This is a genomic window from Candidatus Sodalis sp. SoCistrobi, assembly GCF_900143145.1.
Taxonomy (GTDB): domain Bacteria; phylum Pseudomonadota; class Gammaproteobacteria; order Enterobacterales; family Enterobacteriaceae; genus SoCistrobi.
Genome location: NZ_FRDB01000146.1, coordinates 1 through 7,513, shown reverse-complemented (window position 1 = coordinate 7,513; position 7,513 = coordinate 1). Strand labels below are relative to the sequence as shown.

Genomic DNA, 7,513 nt, shown 5'->3' with positions numbered 1-7,513 from the left:
CTCGACCCCATGCTGTTCTATCAGCGGCACCGTTAACGACGCTATTTCTTGCAGTGGCGGTCGAGCTCCGCCTGGGCAAAATATGCTGACGCCTGTCGTAGAATATCGTTGCTGCGGCGAAGCTCACGGTTCTCGCGCTCCAGCTCCTTAAGCCGCTGACGTTCATCCGCGTTGAGACTGTTTTTCACCGCCAGCCGCTGTTCATGTTGCTTGATCCACAGACGCAGCGTCTCGGGTATGCAGCCAATTTTTGGTGCAATGGACTGGATCGCTTTCCACTGCGAAGCATGCTCATGCTGAGTTTCCAGCACTAGATTAACTGCCCGTTCACGGACTTCCGGAGAGTAACGTTTGGTCGTTGTCATAGAGACCTCGACTTTTAAAGTATAGACTCTAATTTATCCGGGGTGATTCAAACAGATAGGTTGAAATCATTCTGCAAAGTAATAACAGGTATCACGATAAATGTGTAGATACCTATGCCCTCAGCGAAGGCCGTTATCATCAGGTAAAAAGCATGTTCGCCGCCGTCGGCAATCGGGTGGTGGCGCTGCATCGCGAGCGCATTGGCGCCATCGTGCTGGATGCGCATTTGCAGCCGGGGGAATACCGCGCGCTGAGTGCCGGGGAAATCGCCGGCGCGGGTCTGCCGGTAAATTAAGCCATTAAAACACCAAATCAGGCTGATGAAAGGAGTATGGAGAGTGCATCCCGAACGTAAAAAACATATCGGTATCGTGGTAATACTGGGACTGTTGTCCATGTTGATGCCGCTGGCTATCGATATGTACCTGCCCGCGCTGCCGATTATTGCGGCGGAGTACGGCGTGAGCGCCGGTAGCGTGCAGATGACGCTGAGCGCTTATGTGCTGGGCTTCGCCATCGGCCAGCTGTTTTACGGGCCGATGGCCGACTGTCTCGGTCGTAAGCCGGTGATTATGTTCGGGACCTTCTGCTTCGCGCTGGCCGCGGCCGCGTGCGCGCTGTCGCAATCCGTGGAGATGCTGATTTATATGCGCTTGCTGCACGGTCTGGCCGCCGCCGCCGCAAGCGTGGTTATTAATGCGCTGATGCGCGATATGTTCACCAAAGATGACTTCTCGCGCATGATGTCTTTCGTGGTGTTGGTGATGACCGTAGCGCCGTTACTGGCGCCGATCATCGGTGGCGGCCTGCTGGTTTTATTAAGCTGGCACGCGATATTTTGGACCATCAGCCTGGCGGCGTTAATTGCGACCGTACTTGTACTGGTGTTTATCCGCGAAACGCTGCCGCGCGATCGGCGACAAAAGTTTCGTCTTAGCACCACCATCGGCAATTTCGGCTCGTTGTTTCGCCACAAACGCGTCTTCAGCTACATGTTGGCCAGCGGTTTCTCCTTTGCCGGTATGTTTTCGTTTCTCAGCGCCGGGCCGTTTGTCTATATCGACCTCAATGGCGTGTCGCCGCAGAATTTTGGCTATTACTTTGCGCTCAACGTGGTGTTTTTGTTTATCCTGACGCTGATTAACAGCCGTTTTGTCGCGCGTTTTGGCGCGCAAAGCATGTTCCGGTTTGGACTGGCGATTCAATTTTGCACCGGTCTGTGGATGATAGCGGTGCTGACACTGCAGCTGGGCTTCATTCCGCTGGTGGTCGGCGTCGCGCTGTTTGTGGGTTGTGTCGCCATGGTGACCTCCAACGGCATGGCGGTTATCTTGGAAGATTTCCCGCATATGGCCGGCACGGCCTCGTCGCTGGCGGGCACGCTGCGTTTCGGCGTCGGCGCGATTATTGGTGCGCTACTGTCGCTGGCGACGTTTAACAGCGCCTGGCCGATGGTGCTGTCCATGGCGATTTGCAGCAGCGTCGCGCTGCTGTTGTATCTGTATGCCAGCCGTCCGCGCAAGAGCAAGGCGCGCGCCGCCCCGGCAGATGCGGGCGCCAAGCCCGGTTGATTCGCCGCCGCGCGTAGCGGATGGATGCGCTAAAACCTACCGCGTGGCGCCGGGCTTGGGCGTCCTGTTGATACTGTCACATTGGATGAAGGGCGTAAAACCGGCCGCCGCGCGGCGGCGTCGGGTGACTATGCGCATTATGCCCGGCAATTCTCACCTTACTCTCAAATCATTGCATGTTGGCATTGTGGGTCGTGGCGGTGTGACCGGCGACCTAGGCTGCCCTATGAGAGAGAAATCGCTACTCCCTCTGCGCCGGCGTTGGTCCCCGCCTGCGTCCGCAGGTCGCCGACCCGTGCGGCACCTGCCTTCGCCCTAATTTCCCGTCTTTTCCCTTAAATTCTTTAGGGTTTGAACGTAGCAGCAAAGTTGCAATTTTGCTAACAAGCACCTTGTTTTTCTCCCTAGGTAATGATAATCAATATCGTTCTTATTGACGTTAATTTACAATGTTCTGCCGTTGGGCAGGTGAGGATAAATCATGTTTGTACCGTTTCTGATCATGCTCAGGGAAGGTCTTGAAGCGGCGCTGATTGTTAGCCTCATCGCGGGTTACCTGAAAAAAACCGGCCGTGGCCAATGGCTGAAAAGGGTGTGGCTCGGCGCTATCACCGCCGCGCTGTTATGTTTGGCGTTGGGGATGGCGATTAATGCCACCACCGGTGAATTTCCGCAAAAAGAACAAGAATTATTCGAGGGCATCGTAGCGGTTATTGCCGTCGTGGTGTTGACCTGGATGGTGCTGTGGATGCGCAAAATGTCCCGGTCGGTAAAAAACCAGCTGGAAATGGCGGTGGATCAAGCGTTAGCGCAATCTAAGCGTCAAGGCTGGGCGCTGACCGGCATGGTGTTTTTTGCCGTGGCGCGAGAGGGGTTAGAGTCGGTGTTTTTCCTGCTGGCGGCCTTTAGTCAGGATGTCGGCATCGCCGCGCCCATCGGCGCGGTACTGGGTCTGGCCTGCGCTATCGCGTTGGGTATGGTGATGTACTGGACCGGCATCCGGCTGCCGCTGGCGGCCTTTTTCAAATGGACCAGCGTGTTTATTTTGTTCGTCGCCGCCGGTCTGGCCGCCGGTGCTGTCCGCGCGTTCCATGAAGCTGGGCTATGGAATAACTATCAGTCCATCGCCTTTGATTGGAGTCAGGTGCTCTCAACGCATACGCTGTTTGGTACGCTGCTGGAGGGCTTGTTGGGTTACCAGGAAACACCGACGGTCAGCGAAGTCGCGGTGTATGTCCTCTATCTGGTGCCGGCGCTGATTTTGTTTTTCCTGCCGTCACGGCACAACCGGGCGGCGACGCTCGCCAAATAAGAAATTTTCATCAGCCTCTTACTATCAGGATAATGTTCTATGTCTACCCAACAACGTTTTGGCCGTCGCCTGGCGCCGGCGATGCTGTTTGCTTTGCCTGTATTGACCTCCGTAAGCCTGCCCGCGCTGGCGGCGGATATTCCAGAAGTGCGGATTACCGTCAACGATAAACAGTGTGAGCCGATGGCGTTAACCGTCAAAGCGGGGAAAACCCGTTTTGTGGTGCACAACACGAGCCAGAAAGGGCTGGAGTGGGAAATTCTCAAAGGGGTGATGGTGGTGGAAGAGCGTGAAAATATCGCGCCGGGCTTCACCCAGAAAATGACCGCCAATCTGGAGCCGGGGGAATATGACATGACCTGCGGTCTTCTAAGCAATCCCCGCGGCAAGCTGACGGTCACCGCCGATGGCAGCCAAAGTGCCGGCCAGCCTGACGCCATGGCGCTGGTGGGTCCTATCGCCGATTACAAAGTCTATGTTATCGGCGAAGTGGCGGAGCTGGTCAAGGGTACCAAAGCTTTCACCGACGCGATTAACTGCGGCGATTTGGCTACCGCTCAACGGCTGTATGCCCCGACCCGCCAGCACTATGAGCGTATCGAACCCATCGCCGAGCTGTTCTCCGATCTGGATGAGAGTATCGATGCGCGGGAAGATGATTATGAGAAAAAGGCCGACGATCCGAAATTTACCGGCTTCCACCGTCTGGAAAAAACGTTGTTCGCCGATAAAACCACCGACGCGATGACGCCGTTTGCCGATAAGCTTTACCGCGACGTGCTGGAGTTGCAAAAACGCATCGGCGAACTGACCTTCCCGCCCAGCAAAGTGGTCGGCGGGGCCGCCGGTTTGATTGAGGAAGTCGCCTCCAGCAAAATCAGCGGTGAAGAAGATCGCTACAGCCGTACCGACCTGTGGGACTTCCAGGCCAATATCGATGGCGCGCAAAAGATTGTGAATCTGCTGCGCCCGCTGTTGACCAATGCCAACGCGCCGTTACTGAGCAAGATTGACGGCAACTTCAGTAAAGTTGATACGGTCCTGGCGAAATACCGCAACGGGGAAGGGTATGAGTCTTATGATAAATTGACCGATGCCGATCGCAACGCACTGAAAGGGCCTATCAACACCCTCGCCGAAGACCTCGCGCAGCTGCGCGGCGTGCTGGGGCTTGACTAGGACCCTGAGTATTATGCGTCGCAGTGACAAGAAAACAGCCCGCCGGGAGGGGACCGCGACAGCGTCCGCCACCCGGCGGCGTTTATTACTCGGTCTGGGGGCGGCCGGCGGCGCGCTGGCGCTGAAGGCCGGCGCCGGTCAAGCGACGGCGGGCAATGTGCCGCAGGCGGCGGAAGGCGCGTCGCCGGGGACGCTGTCGCCGGACGAACGCTGGGAACGGCAGCCGTGTTTTGGCCGCCATCAGGCGGGTATCGTGACGCCGCAGCAGGCGGCGATGATGCTGGTCGCATTTGATGTGCTGGCAGACAATCGCCAGGATCTCGAGCGCTTATTGCGGCTGTTGACCGAGCGCATCGCCTTTCTCACCACCGGTGGGCAGGCTCCGGCGGTGAATGAACGGCTTCCGCCGATGGACTCCGGCATCCTCGGCGCGTCCATTTATCCTGATAACCTCACGATCACGGTTTCGGTGGGGGATTCGCTGTTTGATCAACGCTTTGGGCTGGCGGCACATAAACCACAGCGCCTACAGGTGATGCATCGATTTCCTAATGATGCGCTCGACGCTGCGTTGTGTCATGGTGATCTTCTGCTGCAGATTTGTGCTAACAACAGCGACACGGTGATCCATGCGCTGCGGGATGTCATTAAACATACGCCGGATCTCTTAAGCGTACGCTGGAAACGGGAAGGCTTTATCTCCTCGCACGCCGCGCGCAGTAAAGGGCGCGAAACGCCGATCAATTTGCTGGGCTTCAAAGATGGCACCGCCAACCCGTCGACGGCCGATCAGCCCCTGATGGATAAGGTTATTTGGGTTGGTAAGCAGAGCGAAGAACCGGCCTGGGCCTATGGCGGCAGCTATCAGGCGGTGCGTATTATCCGTTTTCGCGTCGAATTTTGGGACCGTACCCCGCTGCACGAGCAGCAGCAAATTTTTGGACGCGACAAGCGCACCGGTGCGCCCTTGGGCATGCACAAGGAGCACGATGTGCCCGATTTCCAGCAGGATCCTCAAGGCGCCATTATACCGCTCGATGCGCATATCCGATTGGCCAACCCGCGCCGCCCGGAAGATATCGCCAGCACCATGCTGCGGCGCGGTTACAGCTATTCGCTGGGGGTCTCGAATGCCGGCCAGCTGGATATGGGGTTGTTGTTCGTGAGCTATCAGCACGATCTTGAACAGGGGTTTCTTACCGTCCAGCGTCGCCTAAATGGCGAGGCGCTGGAAGAGTATATTCAGCCCATCGGCGGCGGTTTTTTTTTCGTGCTGCCCGGTGTTCCCGAGAAGGGGCATTATCTGGGCCAGGGGCTGCTGGAGGCGTAGGCCATTGGCGTTCAGTTTGTCATTTACGCCGGCGGTCTGACACCGTTCGGCGGCGCTTGCGCCCCGTGGAGGCGCAATACTGCGACCGGCGGCGTGCCGCGTTGCTCACCGGGCCACCGCCGTGGGCGAAACGTGACGGCGCAGGCTGCGTAGCCGCGTCCTTTGCCAACCTTAGGCCGCCTCATTGGCCTGCGCCTGCCGATTCCGCTTTGCCCGCCTTCCTTGTACCCTTACCGACCCTACCGACCCTGAACCCATATTCGGCTATTGGCTGTGCCGCCTCATTGGCCGGCGGCTGTCGATTCCGCTTTGCCCGCCATCCTTGTAGCCTTACCGACCCTGAATCCATATTCGGCTATTGGCTGTGCCGCCCCATTGGCATAGGTATCTACACATCAGGGAGGAGGCTTAAGAGCAACTCTCGCTAAATGAGTAAGTTCTTCCAGACTATATTCCGATAATAATTTTAGTGTATTCAACAAGATGGATAGGCCAGCGAGCAGAGCAGGAGCGCTCTCTCTGCGGCCTCGCTTTTGCTGTCGTCCTGACAAGCGACATATCAGCTGGCGGGCTGCCGCATTTTCTTCTCCTTCAGCGCGTTGCAGCCGCCATACCAGAACAGCAGCCATACTGGCTATTAACAACCTGCGTAGTACGGCTGGCGCGCTGCGCTGAAGCCATGTTTCTACGTCATGTCCGGCACCTTTCAGCAACTTAAAAAATGATTCAATATTCCAGCGCCAGTAATACCAACGAGCTACTTCCTCGCAGGTGATCTCGCTGCAAACGTTTGTAAGCAGCGTCCAGCGTCCCACCACATTACCGAGATCATCCGTAAGCCGAACAACAACCAATCTGACCGTCAGAGGCTCTCCAGGTTGGATTTTTATGCGGCGGCCGGTTTCTTTATCTTTACGCTTCTGCTGCGCAGCTCGGGTTATGACTATCGAGGTTTCACTGATTTCCATATCAGCTTTTTTCCCTTTCCAGTCTACCTGTCCGCATCCGTTGTATGGCAGAAGAGCAGCAATCTCACCAATTTTCAATGAATTACCTTGCCACTCTGCACCATGTCCTTCTTTTCCTCGGATAAGCCAGCATATTCCTTGAGTACTCAACGTCCGCATATGTCCAATAGAGTCACCCTCTCTATCAATTATATGAATCAGCTTTTTACCTATATTAAGCGATTCCACACGGGCAATATCGGTCGTCAAGGCGTCCATATGTGTCTGCCGTTCGGACAGTCCTTCCGCCAACGTTGAATGACAACCGGTTGCATCGGTAAGTGTCTGAGATAGAGGCGCTATTGGCAAACCCGTGCCAGCATCAACCAGCAAGCTGCTTTGAAGTTCATATCCAACATCGCCACCGTGCGTCATTTTTAAGCGTCCGTATTTGGCATGATGGTAAAGAAATTGTAAACGTGACCAATCATGAACAACGAGAGCGTATGGATGCGGGCTAAGCGAAATTTGCTCAAGTGCTAGCGAAATAATTGGCTCATTGAGTTGACTGAAGCTAATTCGCTTATTATTCAGAAAACGCCAGACAGCTTGGGTAGTTGCGAAAGTTGATTTTTGAGCACTTGCGAGGTCTTTAACCGCAGAAGCAAGAAGAGCCGCGGGCGTCATATGCTGTTTAACCAGCGTCTGATATCGGCGGGTAAGGCGAGAGTCAATCCCGCCAACAGATAGGTTGAAATCATTCTGCAAAGTAATAACAGGTATCACGATAAATGTGTAGATACCTATG

General features: G+C 55.7%; 5 protein-coding genes, 2 pseudogenes and 1 other annotated feature. Of the genes and pseudogenes, 5 read left to right on the top strand and 2 right to left on the bottom strand.

Annotated elements, in window-relative coordinates; all coding sequences use genetic code 11:
* Nucleotides 1-87: a sequence feature (AL1L pseudoknot), on the bottom strand. This feature is flagged as partial in the annotation.
* Nucleotides 45-365, bottom strand: a pseudogene (locus CINSTRO3249_RS10545) (transposase); the annotation flags it as partial. (Overlaps the previous feature by 43 nt.)
* A gap of 119 nt (nt 366-484) precedes the next feature.
* Between CINSTRO3249_RS10545 and CINSTRO3249_RS10540 the strand changes: the two are divergent.
* The 5 genes and pseudogenes from CINSTRO3249_RS10540 to efeB form a co-directional block, all read left to right on the top strand.
* Nucleotides 485-661, top strand: a pseudogene (locus CINSTRO3249_RS10540) (16S rRNA pseudouridine(516) synthase); the annotation flags it as partial.
* Between the two features lie 25 nt (nt 662-686).
* Nucleotides 687-1,937, top strand: coding sequence for a Bcr/CflA family multidrug efflux MFS transporter (locus CINSTRO3249_RS10535; RefSeq protein ID WP_074013252.1), 1,251 nt, complete (start codon nt 687-689; stop codon nt 1,935-1,937).
* 481 nt (nt 1,938-2,418) lie between these two features.
* Nucleotides 2,419-3,249, top strand: a complete 831-nt coding sequence (efeU, locus tag CINSTRO3249_RS10530) for an iron uptake transporter permease EfeU (protein WP_074013251.1) — start codon at nt 2,419-2,421, stop codon at nt 3,247-3,249.
* A 39-nt stretch (nt 3,250-3,288) separates the two neighbouring features.
* Nucleotides 3,289-4,428: an iron uptake system protein EfeO gene (gene efeO, locus CINSTRO3249_RS10525; protein ID WP_074013250.1), complete on the top strand. Its 1,140-nt coding sequence runs from the start codon at nt 3,289-3,291 to the stop codon at nt 4,426-4,428.
* 13 nt (nt 4,429-4,441) lie between these two features.
* Nucleotides 4,442-5,758, top strand: coding sequence for an iron uptake transporter deferrochelatase/peroxidase subunit (efeB, locus tag CINSTRO3249_RS10520; protein ID WP_074013249.1), 1,317 nt, complete (start codon nt 4,442-4,444; stop codon nt 5,756-5,758).
* Nucleotides 5,759-6,153: 395 nt separating this feature from the next.
* Here the strand turns inward: efeB and CINSTRO3249_RS10515 are convergent.
* Nucleotides 6,154-7,513 (bottom strand): flagellar biosynthesis protein FlhF (locus CINSTRO3249_RS10515; RefSeq protein WP_254304262.1); only part of this gene is annotated, 1,360 nt, incomplete at its 5' end.